We start from the raw sequence: 13,805 nt of genomic DNA, 5'->3' as shown, positions 1-13,805 counted from the left end.
AATGAAATTACATGAACATCGACCAAATCGAAGATATTGCGACGAAAGCCAAAGCGGCTGGAGTTAATACTTTCCAGCATAAATACATCAATTGGTCCACTCGTAAACGAGGTAAAGTCCAACGAACCCACATTTGAATGGCAATCAATACATAGGTCTTTAACATCAACCAGATAAATCCCAAGATGGTGGCCGTAATGGTTCCAGGCGTACCATTGGTCCAATCTGCTAGGCGTAAACTTCCTATATTAGGAAAGGGCGAATACCAAGCCCCCCAGAAAAGTATGACACCTAATACACTGACCAAGAGCATCATGCCGTACTCCGACAAGAACAATAAGGCCCAGCGCATACCAGCATATTCGGTATGAAAACCTCCTACCAATTCAGATTCTGCTTCAGGTATATCAAATGGCGCTCGATTGGCTTCTGCCAAACTGGTGATAAAAAACAAAATGAACAAGAAGAAAAAGAAAGGTACACGAACCACATTCCAGGTCAATATCCCTCCTACCTGTGTTACATCCCAATTCAAAAAAGACAAACCAAAAAGGTAGTTGGTCTTTTGACTGAAGATACCTTGCTGCAATGCAATCTCTTGTAAATTTAAGCTAGAGGAGATTAATACCACACAAAGTATGCTTAATCCCATGGGAATCTCATACGAAATCAGCTGTGCTGCAGATCGGATAGCCCCTAAAAGGGAATATTTATTATTGGAAGTCCATCCTGCCAATAAAATCCCCAAGGAGTCCAAGGACACGATTCCCATGAGTAACATGATGCCCATTTCGGTTTGGCTACCTTGTAGAAAATTACCCGAGCTCAATGGAATCACAGAAAAAGAACCAAAGACAGCTAAAAATATAATCCAAGGAGCAAATAAAAACAACTGCTTTTGAGCCGATGCGGGAACAATATCTTCCTTTTGGAACAATTTCAATAAATCAGCAAAAACTTGAAGTAAGCCCCATTTACCAACTTCCATTGGTCCCAGACGATCCTGCATGAAGGCAGATAATTTACGCTCCACGTAAACACCCACCACCACATTGATCGTCAATAAAGCCAAACAGACCACTAGGGCTATCCACATGGATTAGAGTTGATTTAACGCGTTTAAGAAATCTTCTTTCAAATCCTCAATCGCTTCCAAACCTACCGCTACACGCACTAGTCCATCCGTAATTCCCACCGCCGCACGATCTTCTACTGATAATTTCGAGTGGGTGGTTGATGCAGGGTGCGTTAATATAGTACGGGTATCTCCCAAATTGGGTGAAATAGAAACGATTTGAAGCAATTGACTTAATTTTTGTACTTGAGCAAAACCACCTTTGATGTCCAAAGTCAGAATTCCTCCTCCGTATTTCATTTGCTTTTTCGCTAGCTCAAACTGGGGATGACTCGCTAAGAAAGGATATTTAACTGCTTCTATGGCAGGATGACCTTGTAAAGCCTCTGCTAATGCCATAGCATTTTCCGAGTGTTTCTGCATGCGTAAATCCAATAATTCTAAGCTTTTCGACAATACCCAAGCATTGAAAGGAGATAAAGATGGACCTGTATGACGAGCAAAAAAACGAATTTCAGTGATGTATTCAGCTTTTCCACAAACAACCCCTCCTAGCACACGTCCCTGTCCATCAATGTATTTCGTAGCCGAGTGAATGACTAAATCAGCTCCCAGATCCAAAGGTGTTTGCAAAATAGGCGTAGCAAAACAGTTGTCGACCGCTAATATGATATCCTTCCCTTGTTTTAACGCAGCTAATTCAGCAATATCAATTAAATCCAAACCCGGATTGGAAGGACTTTCACAGAAAAAGAATTTGGTATTGTCCTTGATCGCTGCTTCCCAAGCTTTGATGTCGTGACCATCCACAAAAGTGCACTCTATGCCCCATTTTGCGGTAATTTTTGTTAAGATTTGAATTGCAGATCCAAATAGCGCATTAGAGGCTACCACATGATCTCCTTGCTTCAATAAACCAGCTATGGAAGAAAAAATAGCCGCCATCCCGGTTGAAAAAGCTAAACCCGCCTCTGCATTTTCCAACATACACATCTTCTCTACAAACTCATCTACGTTGGGATTTTGGTAACGAGAATAGATATTACCAGGAATCTCTTCCGCAAAAATAGCCCTTCCCTGCTCTGAATCCTCAAAGGTAAAACTTGAAGTAAGGTACAAAGGCACGGAGTGCTCACGGTTATGTGATCGCTTGGCTTGAATTCGGATAGCTTGGGTTTGTTTCTTCATATAGGCGAAAATTTAATCTACAAATTTAATGGAATAGCCCGAAAATCAAATTTAATATTTCAGCTGAATGGATTCCTTGCCCAATTCATCCATTTTAAAATAAGGTCAAGACCCTATAGAAAAATTCGAGGATTAATCAGGAGAATTTGAGTAAATCAATTCTTTTTAGGACTTTTACGAGTAATTAATACATTTAAAAGAAACTATGAAAAAATTATTTACCCTACTCCTTAGTTTAGGGGTATTGTTGCCTGCTCTGGCACAAAATGAACAATGGACCAATCTTTTCGATGGTAAAACGTTCAAAGGATTCAAACAACTCAACGGACAAGCCAAATACGAAGTGAAAAATGGTGTCATGGTAGGTACTACCGTAGCCAATACGCCCAATTCATTCATGGCAACCGAAAAGGAATATGGTGATTTTATCTTAGAAGTGGATTTGAAAGTGGATAACTCCATGAACTCAGGTATCCAAATCCGCAGCCTTTCCTCTCCAGACGTTATGAATGGACGTGTTCATGGATATCAAGTGGAAATTGATCCCTCGGACCGTGCTTGGTCAGGTGGACTATACGATGAGGCTCGTCGTGGCTGGATATATCCGGTTGAAAAAAATGTAGCTGCCAAAAAAGCTTTCAAAAAAGGCGAGTGGAATCACTATCGTATAGAGGCTATCGGAACGACCATCCGTACTTGGGTGAATAACATTCCGGTTACTTATTTGGTGGATGATATGACGGCCAAAGGATTCATTGCTTTCCAAGTTCATGCCATTGGTAAAGATCAAAAAGAAGGTACACAGGTGATGTGGAAAAACATCAAGATTCAGACAGGAAGCCAAATGCGTCCTCGTCCTTTGGACAAAACGACACCTGTTGAAAATTATACCTTAAATACCCTTTCGCCACAAGAAGAAGCACAAGGTTATAAATTATTGTTTAATGGTAAAGATTTAAGCGGCTGGCGTTCGGCTTTCAAAACCACGGCACCTCCGTCGGTTTGGACAGTAGAATCTGATGGTACTTTACACGTAAATAGTAAAGGTGGTAAAGAGTCAGGAAATGGTGGTGATATTTTAACTAATGATCAATTCGGTGCTTTTGAATTGGTTTTTGATTTCAAATTAACCGAAGGAGCTAATTCGGGTGTGAAATACTTTGTGGATGAATCCTATAACTCAGGCATGTCGGCCATCGGTTTAGAGTTCCAAGTATTGGATGACGATAAGCACCCAGATGCTAAATTAGGAACAGTCGGCAATAGAACTTTGTCTAGTTTGTATGATTTGATTCCTTCCGACAAAGACAAACGTGCTATCAAAAAGATTGGTGATTGGAATCGTGGTCGTGTGGTGGTTTATCCTAACAACGTGGTTCAGCACTGGCTAAATGGCTTCAAAGTGATCGAATATGTTCGTGGAAGCAATATTTACAAAGTTTTAGTAGCTCATAGTAAATACAGTAAATGGCCTGGTTTTGGTATGAAAGCGAAAGGACCTATCTTGTTGCAAGAACATGGAGATTCTGTTTTTTATAAAAACATCAAAATCAGAGAAATTAACTAATAACCGATACCTCAAAAAATAATTTTAACATGAAAAGAAGAGATTTCATCCAAAAGAGCGCTGTTGCCTCCCTAGGAACATTTGCCTTCAGTCCTAAATCTTATAGCAAGATTATTGGAGCAAATGACCGTGTTCGTGTAGCCTGTGTAGGTTTTTCTGACCGTCACCGTTCTTCACACGTTCCTCCATTCAAAGTTTTACAAAAAGAAATGAATTTTGAAATGGTGGGAGTTTCTGACCTTTGGAACCGTAGACGCGAAGAAGGAAAGGCTTATTTGGAATCCCAATTAGGAAGCAAAATCACGACATACCGTAACAACGACGAGTTATATGCCGCCAAAGGCGTAGATGCTGTATTTATCTCAACAGCCGATTTCCAACATGCATTGCACACGATTGAAGCCGTGAAAGCGGGTTGTGACGTGTATGCAGAAAAGCCATTGGCTGAAACCATGGAAGATGCTCGTGCTGTATTAAAAGCCGTAAAGGAATCCAGTAAAATTGTTCAGATCGGATCTCAGCGTCGTAGTGGTGCCAACTACTGGGCAGCTGATGAGTTCATCAAGTCGGGCAAGTTCGGTGATATCAAAATGGTGGAATTGATGTGGAACGTCAACCAACCTGGTCGCTGGAGAAGAGTCAACCTTTGCAAAGACTTAAAGGAATCGGATATCGATTGGAACCGTTTCTTGATGAACCGTCCAAAAGACTCCTTTGATCCTCGTAAATATTTAGAATACCGTTTATTCTGGCCTTATTCTTCTGGAATTCCAGGTCAATGGATGTCGCACCAAATTGATACCGTGCACTGGTTCTCTGGCTTAGCGCATCCACGTTCTGCCGTTTCCAATGGAGGTATTTATCAATGGAACGATGGACGTAAAAATGCAGATACCATGACTACGGTATTTGATTATGGCCCAGCGGATCAACCGAACAAAGGTTTCCAAGTAAGCTTTACCTCACGTTTCTCCAATGGAGCAGGTGGCACGAAAGAAATTTACTACTCCAATGGTGGTGAATTGAACTTAGATACCAACATGATTTCTCCTAACGGAGGATTAAGTGAAGGAGATGCAAGGGGTATGGGCATGCAGGCAAACTTATTGCCAACCTTGAAAATTGAAGGTCCTAAAGTAGAGACAGGATCTAACACGGGTGGTGATAGCTTAACATTTGAGCACATCAAAAACTGGATGCAATGCGTACGTTCACGCAAAACTCCCAATGCTCCGATTGAAGCAGGTTACCAACACTCCATTGCAACGATCATGGCGAATGCCGCGTATCGTACAGGAGAGCGAGTTACTTTCAACGAGAAAACACAAGAAGTAATGGCCGGTTCAAAAGTATTCAAATACTAAGAATCAGCTGAGTATATGGACCGGGTGGTTGAAAGACTACCCGGTTTTTTTATGTCCAAACAAAGGAATCGGTTGACAAAATGGGTTTTTGTTTTCCCGACAATTCCCTAACTTGCATCCAATATTTGAACGCATCCCTCATGATGAAAATCCCTACCCAAACCAAAAAAGATCTATACACGCACATCGCGATTCTGATCTCCTTATTTCTGGTTTTATTTTTCGGGTTCTTTTTTGTGTATTTGCCTTGGAGCACCCATCATGGGGAAACCATCAAAGTGCCTAATTTGAAGGGAATGAGCATGGAGAAAATGGAGGAATTGGTCGAATCCAATGACCTCACCTATGAAATTTCTGATTGCACTTTTACCGCGGATAAACCTCCTTTGACCATACTTTCTCAATACCCTTTACCTAATGCCTTGGTGAAGTCGGGAAGAAAAATTTACATCACCATCAATTCGGAAACCCCTCCTACCATCAAAATGCCCGGCTTGATAGGCTTATCGGTGCGAAGTGCCGAGCAACAACTGTTGATTTCTGGATTGAGAAAGGGAATTGTGCATGAAATCAATGACCCAAGAGTGAAGGAGGTGATTGAAATGCAAGTGAATGGACGGAAGATTGAGGCAGGAGCTACAATTCCCAAAGGAACCATGGTGGATTTATTCATTGGTAATGGAACGGCGAATGTGGAAATGGAATTACCGGATTTAGTGGGTAAACCCTTGGATGAGGTTAACATTATTTTGGCTGGGATGAACCTGACCGTAGGTAAAATTTATTACGAAGCCAATGATGCCTACCAACCGGGAGTCGTATTTAAACAAGTTTGTGCCACATGCACAGGAACAAGCATACACCCAGGAGATACGATTGATCTTTGGGTAGTAGGCGGTGGAGAAAATCAATAATCACATGGATATTACAGTAGAAGAATTAAAAGAAAGAATGGATAACAATGAGGCATTGTACATCATTGACGTCCGTGAAGAAAATGAATATGAAGAGTTCAACATTGGAGCTCAATTAATTCCTTTGGGAGAATTACCTGAAAGATTGGATGAGATTAAAGCAGATAAAGATGCGGAAATCATCGTGCATTGTCGCTCAGGAGCACGTTCTGGCCGTGCGCAACAGTATTTGAGCAGTGAAGGCTACGGCAATGTCCGTAATCTAGTAGGCGGCATGCTCGCTTGGCAGGCTGCTGGCTATTAAGATGCAATCCATTTCGGCTGTTTCTTTCAAAGAACAAATCAGCCACTTACACCTCCTAGATATACGTACGCCTCGCGAATGGGACGACTTTAATCTGGGAGGTGTTCATATTGCCCTCGATCAATTATTGGATCGTATCGAAGAAGTCCAACAGATCCCTCAACCCATCACCGTCCTTTGTTATAATGGTACCCAAAGCTACATCGCTTGTCGATTGCTATTGGCGAAAGGCATAGCATGTCAGAACCTGGAAGGGGGATTGGAGGCGTATTTGGGGGTTTAGGGATTAGGGATTAGTTAATAGGGATTAAGATTTTACTAGTTTATTTTCTTGAGCATCTAGTAATTTTCACTCTTGAAGACTGATAGGAATGTTATTCAGAAAAATAATGCATACATCATTCCATTTTCAGTATAAGACATTCTTCATTCTACACGCTACATTGAAAGGTTAATCCCAAAGAAAGATTGGAACGAAGCTTGAGCGAAGCGGCAAGCGAGAAGGAAATTGTAAATGATGAATTATAACTTATGAATGCTTGAATGACTTTGATCTTTCTATCAATTTTGGGATTCGAAATTCTACATTTTCCATTTTCCATTCTACATTCTACATTCTAACAGGACTAAGCGGAGAGGCAATCAGTTCCGCATAGCGAAATTCGTCATAGGATTAACTGTATTTTTTTCAGTTTTTTTTCTTTTTTATAAAAAAAGAAATGCCTTAGTATTCTATGCTAAGTCAAGTTATTATTATAGGAAATTCGACATGTTCCGAAGGGTCATTTCGAATAGCTAGTTAGTGTTAGTTTTGACATTCTCTATCCTTTTTACTATTTCTAATTATCGGCAATTTTTTACATTTACTGCCGTATTATAGTTTTCTCATTTCTACTTCTAAGTCCCCTAGTCACATATCAAAGAAAGATAAAAGGGATTTGCATATCAGTTAAAAATATCAAGCTATTGATAGATCAAGACACTGCCATCGCTTGGAAATTTGTTCCATTATTAGTTAACTTTGTAAGTGTTCTAAATTTTTAATGGAAACTGTAAGACAAATCATCTTTTACAAAGATTACTTCCTTGACTTTTTTAATGACCAAACAGAAAAAGTAAAAGAAAAAATCGATTACGTTTTATATGTTATCACAGTTACAGAAAGAGTACCAAATAAATTTTTTGAGCACTTGGAAGGAACAGATGGACTTTATGAGGTCCGTGTTGAATTCCAAAGTAATATTTTTAGAATATTTTGCTGTTTTGACGAAGGGAAAGTGGTTGTTCTATTCAATGGCTTCCAGAAAAAATCTCAAAAAACGCCTCAAGGAGAAATTGACAGAGCTTTAAAGATTAAAGCCGAATATGTTGAAGAAAAAAATCAAAAATTAAGATGAAAGCTATAAATGAGAAAAATAAGACCATCACGACATTTGAAGAACATCTTGAAAATCGCTATGGCAAATTAGGATCTGTAAAAAGAATAAATTTCGATATCAAAGCCAAAGCTTTTGCGATTGGTGAAGTAATCAAAGAAGAACGACGTTTGCGTTCCATGACCCAGGAACAACTAGCAGAAAAAACGGGGACGAAAAAAAGCTTTATATCCAGAATAGAAAATGGCCATAGTGACATTCAACTTTCAACTTTGTACAAACTTTTAGAAGTGGGACTAGGACGAAAAATCACTTTTACAATTGAATAAATACCCTACTGACCAATAGCTTCCCCAATATTCAATTACTTAAACTAACCCACCTACCATCCTAAAAAATATCGCCAAAACACCATTTTCTTAGATGCTCTGGCGATAGTTAGAAAATACTAGAATTTATGGGGATAAAATGATTGGGTTTATCATTCCCTATTCGATCTTGTTTGGTCAATGATTATGTCCCCGATAAAAGCGAATCAATGTGATCATTTTTTAAACTCGCTGCTTAGAAAATCAATCACCTTTTTTCTTAGCTCCTCCACATCATACATCTTACCAAAATGCGGGGCATCTTTCACAATGGTTAGCTCATTTTTCACGCCATATTGATTTAACCAAGAACTTAATAGCTTCGAATTTCTGGTAGAAACCAAATTGTCTTTTTCGCCATGGAAAATCAGAAATGGAGGGTCGCTTTTATCAATATACGTTAATGGACTTGCGGCCTTTGCCAAGTCGGGCCGATCCACCGGCGTGGCTCCTATCAAAATACTTTCTGGCGATTTTGGATCTTCTGCACCTGGAAAAATGGTCAGATCTGTTGGACCATAATAATCCACAACAGCCTTGTATCGAAACGGTCGATACGCATTAGGAGAATATAAATTTGACAATTTATTATTATGAGAAGTACCCATTAAAGCGGCCAAATGACCACCCGCAGAGAAGCCCATTAAAGCAATTTTGGTTTTATCCAGATGGTACTTGTCGGCATTGTCATAAAGAAATGATACCGCCTTATTACAATCTTGTAAAATGCCTGGAAAAACAGCATGTTGGGCAAAACGGTAATCAATCGATGCAATCGTAAAACCTTGCTCCAACATAGCGTTGATGGTTTCAGTCATGTAGCCCATATCGGCATATTTATCATTTCCAATCCATCCTCCACCATGAATAAATACCACCAAGGGATTGCCGCCCAATGGCGTCTTTCCTTGAATCTGGGCAGGCTGGTAAATATCCAATAAATGTTTCTTGAGGGTATCATTATGGTAAGGAATATTGCCATGGATGATTGTCCCCTTGGGTAAACGGCCTTGAATTTGACTGGGTGACGGTGGTTGGGCATAACTAAATGCCGAGGTGAAAAGTACCAGCAGGATAATGCTTAATTTATTCATGTTGTTTATTATGGGTTAAAATATATGTTCTTACATAAAACCTACTATACGCTGAACTGAAAAATGCCATTTTAATGAATCAATACAAATGCTCATTATACACATAGATAAACTCTTAGTCGTGGAATCAGAATTTCATTGAAATCATTTTCACCCGAAATCTATGAATCATGATGCGCTGCTTCATATTCCTCGTCAGATACAGGATCTAACCAAGTAACCTGAACGTCGTCCTTATAATTCGTGATGGAAATATGCACCATTGGGGTCGTAGCGGTAGCTCCATGCCAATGTTCCGTTTCTTCTGGAATATTAACAACATCGCCTTTACGAATAAGCTGAGCAGCTTTACCTTTTTCCTGATAAAAACCGACTCCATCAATCACCAGTAAAACTTGCCCTTTGGGATGGGTATGCCAAACCGTACGTGCTTTTGGCTCAAAAGTCACACAACCGGTCGAAAATTCGTGGTTATGGTCTTTAGCTTGTAAAGGTGTAAGAAAGGCTTGTCCACTAAACCATTCATTCGGTAATTGTTGACCTTTCGGGAATATTTCCGTCATTTCCATGTTATTTTTTAATTTTCTCTAATTCATTTTTAGCTACTTCTGCTTGTTTCTCGCCGATTTGTGCTTGAATAATTGAAAAAAGCTGCATCAACTGACCTTTTGTAATGCCAATGTTCAAACCTACACCCAAATGAAATTGTAATTGCGGAGCAACTCCCTCCAACGCGGAAAGTACAGATATAGTAGCTAATTCTCGCTGCTGGTAGCTAAGTACATCTCGACTGAATATATCGGCAAAAAGGTGTTCTTTCAAAAAAGTATCAATGATAGGCGCAAAGGCATTCGCTCCCATTTTAGGCCCTTTTTCTTCTATTCCTGTCAGTTGCTGTAAGGTTTGTTTCCCAGTTTCATATTTGCTTTGGGTATCTACGATAGGTGATGCTTCTTTTCCCTCAACATCCACGATTCCTTTCGCTTTCCTTTCATCTATCACACTCATAAAGGTATTGATGCCATTCAGGCAGCGAGGGAATCCGCAGTAGGCATACATCTGAACAAGTATTTCTTTTATTTCATTGACCGTAAGCCCTCCATCAAGCCCGGCATGTAGTTGTGTTTTTAGGCTGGATAAATTGCCAACAGCTGTTAAAGCTGCTATATTGACAATACTCTGCTGTTGAGCATTCAAAGTTTGACTTTCGTTATTTTGTGCATTCATATTTAGCGAAAATAGTATAAGAAAAAACAACAGAACTGATTTTTTCATCATATTCATCATTTTCTTTTTTGGTTTAATTTAAATTTTAATCAACTCATTCCATTTCAAATCGAACTTTTACATCCGATTTACCCAATACGGATGCCAGTCCTTGGGCATCATCCAATTTCCCAATTTTAGTGTACCGATATTGCGTTTTAAAGCTTTTATAAAAAAGCACGATGGTATGATTACCCCAAAGCAAAATATCTCCTTCATGAATGGTCCCAATATCTTCCACTTGAGTCGGGAGGTTGACCGAAAGGTCAAATTTCTTTTCATTGCTATTATAATCCGTCATATCTAAAGTGAGCGGCAGCATAGCTTGGAATGCCTCTGTTGTTTTATTATTAACAAGGGTAGCTTGATAACTCTTCTCTCCTATCCTAATGTTCAATTTACCAGCTGTTTTAGATTCTGTGTATTTAGGCTTATTTTCTTTATTTAAAGGTACCATTTTCCAAGATGCAGCACTAAATAACAGGGGTAAAAGTATCATGCTTAAGACAACTATTTTATCTAATTTCATTATGATTTATGTTATAATTGCTTGACAATTTTAGCAGGAACTCCTGCCACAACCGTATTTTCAGGAACATCTTTGTTAACCACAGCTCCAGCTGCAACCACAGAGTTTTTACCTATTGTAACTCCTGGCAAAATTATTGCCCCTGCACCAATCCATGCATTTTCTCTAATGAGAATCGCCTCTAACACAAGTGATTTGCGTTCTTCAGGATTCAAAGGGTGGTTTTCCGTAATTAATTGAACATTGGGACCAATCAGTACATCGTCTTCGATCGTGATACCACCCAAATCTAAAAATGAACATGCATGATTGATAAATACGTTTTTTCCTAAGGTGATATTTCTTCCGTAATTAGTATTAAATGGTGTAAAAACAGTGGTTGAGTTGTCCACTGTTTTACCTATTATTTGACCCATCATTTCCCGAATTTCGTCGGGGTCAGTCGCTGAATTAAGAGCGACTGAAAGCTTTTTTGTCCGATTTACTTGCTCAAATATTTCAGAAAATTTCGGGTCACCTTGGAATAAAATACCTTGGTGAGGTTTATTTTCTAAAAATTCATGCTCTTCATTTATCTTGGTCGTCATTTATTTTATAGCTTATCCAACATCAATTTACGCTTTCAAAATAATCTTCTCGATCCAATTTCCCGAAATTTTAGCCCAGTTGTTCTACAAATGGCAATTTTCTTAAGCGTTTGCCCGTGGCTGCAAAAATAGCATTTCCCACGGCAGCAGCTACTGGAGGTAATGCTGGTTCGCCTAGTCCTGTTGGAGCTTCATCTGATTCCACAAATTTCACTTCAATGTCTAATGGAGCATTTTCCATACGAAGGAAGCGGTAGGAATTAAAATTGGTTTCTTGTACAGCACCATCGACAAAAGTAACTTTAGGAAACATGGAGTGATTGATTCCATCCACAATGGCTCCTTGAATTTGATTTTCTGCACCACTTAGGTTAATCACCCTACCACAATGCACTGCACAAAATACTTTGCTTACTCTGGGTTTTCCAGCTTCCAATCTTACTTCAACGACTTGAGCCGCATAAGAGCCAAAAGAAAACCAAGTGGCAAAGCCCCGATACACCCCCGGAGGTGTTGTTCCCCAGTTACTCATCTTTGCTACCAGTTCTACTACGGCTTGATATTTCGCTGGGTCATATCCTAATCGTCCAATGGGTGCTTCTTTTGCCTTTTTGAAAAAATCCAATCGATACGCTACAGGATCTTTCTTCAATTCAGAACAAACTTCATCAAAAAAACTTTCCGCGACAAAAGCCATGGTACAAGCACCAGGAGCCCGCCACCAACCTGTAGGTGTATTACTAGTAAATCCTTGACTATCAGAGCGGTAATTTGATAATGCACCCGCCACATAACTATCTCCTCGAATACCCCGTCCAATACCCACTGCTGATTGATGCCAGGCTAAAAGTTCGTTTGAACTAAGTGCTGCCTGATAGCGATACATTTCAGCAGGACGATAAAAATCATTTTGCATATCATCTTCACGCGTCCATTGCACTTGTACAGGGCTTTTGGCAGCAGCTGAAATCAAGGCTGCTTCTACCCCATTGTCTGTCATCAATTTGCGCCCAAAACCACCACCTTGTCTGGGTAATCCCACCGTAATAATATCTTTACTAATACCCAATTTTTGCGCCACATCATTCCTCAATTGATCAGGAACTTGGGTAGGGCCAAACAACTCTACTTTGCCTTCTTGTACGTCAGCAAAATAATTAAGGGGTTCCATTTGCCCATGAGAAAGCGTGGGTACTTCATAATATACATCCAGATTTTTGCTTGCTTGTTGTTTTACGCTATCTATATCTCCATCATTTCTACCTCTGGCACTTGGTCCTTTTTCCAAAATTTCTTTGAAACCAGCAAAATGCTCCGATGAGTTTTCTAATTTTTCTGAAGCTTTCCATTGAATAATAAGAGCTTCTCTTCCCTTTTTCGCAGCCCATGTGGAAGTTGCTAATACAGCAACCGAATTTTGTAGTTGGATGACATTTTTAACGCCATTCACTTTTCTAGCTGCTGAATCATCAACACTTTGCAATGTTTTACCATAAGCCGGAGAACGTGCCACCATAGCATAGAGCATTCCATCTCTACGCGTATCAATGCCAAAAAGTGGCTTGCCTGTCGTTATAAGGTGTGCATCCACATCGGTCATACGAGAGCCTATGTATTTAAAATCTTTAGGATCCTTTAAAGTGGGGTTGGCTGGCACTTCCATGCTGGCAGCTTTCGTGGACAATTCACCAAAGCTTAGCTTTTTTCCACTACTTGTATGAATGACCATTCCGTCTTCCACTGTACATGATTCCGCTGGGACATTCCAAGTTTGGGCGGCTGCGTTGACAAACATTTCACGAGCAGCAGCACCCATTTTACGTAATTCAGCAAATCGCCCTCGAATAGAACCACTACCACCTGCTGCCTGCCTGCCATACCTAACATCCAAAGGTGCAAACTCCACTTGTATTTTCTTCCAATCAAGCCCTAATTCTTCTGCAATAATCATGGGAAGAGAAGTTTTCACTCCTTGACCAATTTCTGGATTGGGTGCTAATAGAATAATGCTGCCATCAGGTTTTATTTTGATGTAAATATTGGGCATGAAATCAGCCGCTGCAGTTGGTGTAGCATTTGATTTAACCTGGGGTAATACCATACCGAAAAGTATTCCTCCTCCTGAAATGGCTGATACTTTTAGAAAATCTCGACGAGAATTGATGGATTTCAT

At 39.8% G+C, this 13,805-nt stretch carries 15 protein-coding genes; 7 read left to right on the top strand and 8 right to left on the bottom strand.

The features are described from left to right. Positions 1–7 precede the first annotated feature (7 nt). Positions 8–1,096: a complex I subunit 1/NuoH family protein gene (locus tag G9H65_RS09890; protein ID WP_166375174.1), complete on the bottom strand. Its 1,089-nt coding sequence runs from the start codon at positions 1,094–1,096 to the stop codon at positions 8–10. 3 nt (positions 1,097–1,099) lie between these two features. Beyond that, positions 1,100–2,263, bottom strand: coding sequence for a trans-sulfuration enzyme family protein (locus G9H65_RS09885; RefSeq protein WP_166375173.1), 1,164 nt, complete (start codon positions 2,261–2,263; stop codon positions 1,100–1,102). 205 nt (positions 2,264–2,468) lie between these two features. Here G9H65_RS09885 and G9H65_RS09880 point away from each other — a divergent pair, with 205 nt between their 5' ends. From G9H65_RS09880 to G9H65_RS09850, 7 genes are all read left to right on the top strand, one after another. Beyond that, positions 2,469–3,830, top strand: a complete 1,362-nt coding sequence (locus G9H65_RS09880) for a 3-keto-disaccharide hydrolase (protein ID WP_166375172.1) — start codon at positions 2,469–2,471, stop codon at positions 3,828–3,830. Between the two features lie 29 nt (positions 3,831–3,859). Next, on the top strand, positions 3,860–5,194 hold the full coding sequence (locus tag G9H65_RS09875) for a Gfo/Idh/MocA family protein (RefSeq protein ID WP_166375171.1): 1,335 nt from the start codon (positions 3,860–3,862) through the stop codon (positions 5,192–5,194). Positions 5,195–5,334: 140 nt separating this feature from the next. Further along, positions 5,335–6,108, top strand: coding sequence for a PASTA domain-containing protein (locus G9H65_RS09870; protein ID WP_166375170.1), 774 nt, complete (start codon positions 5,335–5,337; stop codon positions 6,106–6,108). A gap of 4 nt (positions 6,109–6,112) precedes the next feature. Further along, a complete protein-coding gene (locus G9H65_RS09865) occupies positions 6,113–6,412 on the top strand; it encodes a rhodanese-like domain-containing protein (RefSeq protein WP_166375169.1) in 300 nt (99 codons plus the stop codon). A gap of 1 nt (position 6,413) precedes the next feature. Next, a complete protein-coding gene (locus tag G9H65_RS09860) occupies positions 6,414–6,695 on the top strand; it encodes a rhodanese-like domain-containing protein (RefSeq protein ID WP_166375168.1) in 282 nt (93 codons plus the stop codon). Between the two features lie 760 nt (positions 6,696–7,455). Continuing rightward, a complete protein-coding gene (locus tag G9H65_RS09855; RefSeq protein ID WP_166375167.1) occupies positions 7,456–7,809 on the top strand; it encodes a type II toxin-antitoxin system RelE/ParE family toxin in 354 nt (117 codons plus the stop codon). Continuing rightward, positions 7,806–8,117 (top strand): helix-turn-helix domain-containing protein, encoded by a 312-nt coding sequence (locus G9H65_RS09850; RefSeq protein ID WP_166375166.1) that lies wholly within the window; start codon positions 7,806–7,808, stop codon positions 8,115–8,117. The genes G9H65_RS09855 and G9H65_RS09850 overlap by 4 nt, the downstream gene beginning before the upstream one ends. Before the next feature lie 215 nt (positions 8,118–8,332). Here the strand turns inward: G9H65_RS09850 and G9H65_RS09845 are convergent, their stop codons facing one another. The 6 genes from G9H65_RS09845 to G9H65_RS09820 all read right to left on the bottom strand — a co-directional run bounded on the left by G9H65_RS09845 (position 8,333) and on the right by G9H65_RS09820 (position 13,805). Continuing rightward, the gene (locus G9H65_RS09845) at positions 8,333–9,250 is read right to left on the bottom strand and encodes an alpha/beta hydrolase (RefSeq protein ID WP_166375165.1); all 918 of its coding nucleotides are present in this window, start codon (positions 9,248–9,250) and stop codon (positions 8,333–8,335) included. A 161-nt stretch (positions 9,251–9,411) separates the two neighbouring features. Continuing rightward, a complete protein-coding gene (locus tag G9H65_RS09840) occupies positions 9,412–9,819 on the bottom strand; it encodes a (R)-mandelonitrile lyase (protein ID WP_205753294.1) in 408 nt (135 codons plus the stop codon). A 1-nt stretch (position 9,820) separates the two neighbouring features. Beyond that, positions 9,821–10,528, bottom strand: coding sequence for a carboxymuconolactone decarboxylase family protein (locus G9H65_RS09835; protein ID WP_235927491.1), 708 nt, complete (start codon positions 10,526–10,528; stop codon positions 9,821–9,823). A 43-nt stretch (positions 10,529–10,571) separates the two neighbouring features. After that, positions 10,572–11,045: a cyclophilin-like fold protein gene (locus G9H65_RS09830; RefSeq protein WP_166375164.1), complete on the bottom strand. Its 474-nt coding sequence runs from the start codon at positions 11,043–11,045 to the stop codon at positions 10,572–10,574. Positions 11,046–11,056: 11 nt separating this feature from the next. Next, entirely contained in the window at positions 11,057–11,632 is a 576-nt protein-coding gene (locus G9H65_RS09825) for a sugar O-acetyltransferase (RefSeq protein WP_166375163.1), read from the bottom strand. Positions 11,633–11,702: 70 nt separating this feature from the next. After that, complete coding sequence (locus G9H65_RS09820; RefSeq protein WP_166375162.1) at positions 11,703–13,805, bottom strand: xanthine dehydrogenase family protein molybdopterin-binding subunit; 2,103 nt, start codon at positions 13,803–13,805, stop codon at positions 11,703–11,705.

Origin of the sequence: Aquirufa ecclesiirivi (assembly GCF_011250515.1) — a bacterium.
Lineage (GTDB): Bacteria > Bacteroidota > Bacteroidia > Cytophagales > Spirosomataceae > Aquirufa > Aquirufa ecclesiirivi.
This window is presented reverse-complemented; position numbering and strand designations above follow the sequence as displayed.

Bases quoted from the DNA above. Each gene is read 5' to 3' on its own strand.
- G9H65_RS09850 (WP_166375166.1), top strand. From the start codon at position 7,806: ATGAAAGCTATAAATGAGAAAAATAAGACCATCACGACATTTGAAGAA.
- G9H65_RS09865 (WP_166375169.1), top strand. From the start codon at position 6,113: ATGGATATTACAGTAGAAGAATTAAAAGAAAGAATGGATAACAATGAG.
- G9H65_RS09845 (WP_166375165.1), bottom strand. From the start codon at position 9,250: ATGAATAAATTAAGCATTATCCTGCTGGTACTTTTCACCTCGGCATTT.
- G9H65_RS09825 (WP_166375163.1), bottom strand. From the start codon at position 11,632: ATGACGACCAAGATAAATGAAGAGCATGAATTTTTAGAAAATAAACCT.
- G9H65_RS09855 (WP_166375167.1), top strand. From the start codon at position 7,456: ATGGAAACTGTAAGACAAATCATCTTTTACAAAGATTACTTCCTTGAC.
- G9H65_RS09835 (WP_235927491.1), bottom strand. From the start codon at position 10,528: ATGATGAAAAAATCAGTTCTGTTGTTTTTTCTTATACTATTTTCGCTA.
- G9H65_RS09880 (WP_166375172.1), top strand. From the start codon at position 2,469: ATGAAAAAATTATTTACCCTACTCCTTAGTTTAGGGGTATTGTTGCCT.
- G9H65_RS09820 (WP_166375162.1), bottom strand. From the start codon at position 13,805: ATGAAATCCATCAATTCTCGTCGAGATTTTCTAAAAGTATCAGCCATT.
- G9H65_RS09860 (WP_166375168.1), top strand. From the start codon at position 6,414: ATGCAATCCATTTCGGCTGTTTCTTTCAAAGAACAAATCAGCCACTTA.
- G9H65_RS09885 (WP_166375173.1), bottom strand. From the start codon at position 2,263: ATGAAGAAACAAACCCAAGCTATCCGAATTCAAGCCAAGCGATCACAT.
- G9H65_RS09875 (WP_166375171.1), top strand. From the start codon at position 3,860: ATGAAAAGAAGAGATTTCATCCAAAAGAGCGCTGTTGCCTCCCTAGGA.
- G9H65_RS09830 (WP_166375164.1), bottom strand. From the start codon at position 11,045: ATGAAATTAGATAAAATAGTTGTCTTAAGCATGATACTTTTACCCCTG.
- G9H65_RS09870 (WP_166375170.1), top strand. From the start codon at position 5,335: ATGATGAAAATCCCTACCCAAACCAAAAAAGATCTATACACGCACATC.
- G9H65_RS09840 (WP_205753294.1), bottom strand. From the start codon at position 9,819: ATGGAAATGACGGAAATATTCCCGAAAGGTCAACAATTACCGAATGAA.
- G9H65_RS09890 (WP_166375174.1), bottom strand. From the start codon at position 1,096: ATGTGGATAGCCCTAGTGGTCTGTTTGGCTTTATTGACGATCAATGTG.